The following is a 726-nucleotide window of genomic DNA, read 5'->3' on the forward strand; positions in this document are numbered from 1 at the left end:
TCATACAGACTCTGAACAACAGAGCACGAAGTTTCTTTCTACCTCGCTTCGTAATCCTTGTTTGTCCCTTGTGCTTACCAGACGTATTTTCTTTGAGACTTAACCCAGCCAGCTTGATGATTTGCCTCGGGTGGGAGTACTCATTTAGATCTCCGACTTCTGCAAAAAAGTCTGCGACAGTATCTCTTCCGATTCCCTTGATGGCAAGCATCTGTTGAACGCCAGGTATTTGATCAATTAATGTATCTATTTTGGCATCCAATTCTTCGAATTTAGACTGGATTAACTCATATTTAGCTATCAATGTTTGTAATTCTAATTTCGCCATATCTCCCCCTTGACGAATACCAATAGATTCACCAGCTGCTTGTTTTAAGTCCTGAATCTTACTAAGTCCTACACTACGTTTAACAGCTTTTCTTAAGTGATTTAATAGCTCTTGATCCGAGAAATGTACAAGTTCATGTGGTAATATATTTAACTTTAAGAATTTTAAAGCAGCCTTACCTTCCCAATTCTTAAAAACTGTTAAAAATTCAGGAAAGTATCGGTCAATCCAGTTATGCATTTGGCCTTGTACAATTTGTTGGTCAACAGTCAAGAGATCACGAATTTTCTTAGCCACACGGAGTTCTGCATAAATCCCTTGTGGAATAGTTGGTTCAGCATATCTCCCGTCCTTGACCAATTGAGCAATAACTCTGGCATCTTTTACATCGTTTTTAG

1 protein-coding gene is annotated in these 726 nt (G+C 38.4%); it reads right to left on the reverse strand.

Going from position 1 to position 726, the window contains the following annotated elements:
- Positions 1–726, reverse strand: a 726-nt coding sequence (locus K9V48_RS28280; RefSeq protein ID WP_224142338.1) for a transposase, incomplete at both ends; no start/stop codon positions are given.

Source organism: Metabacillus rhizolycopersici, from assembly GCF_020075705.1.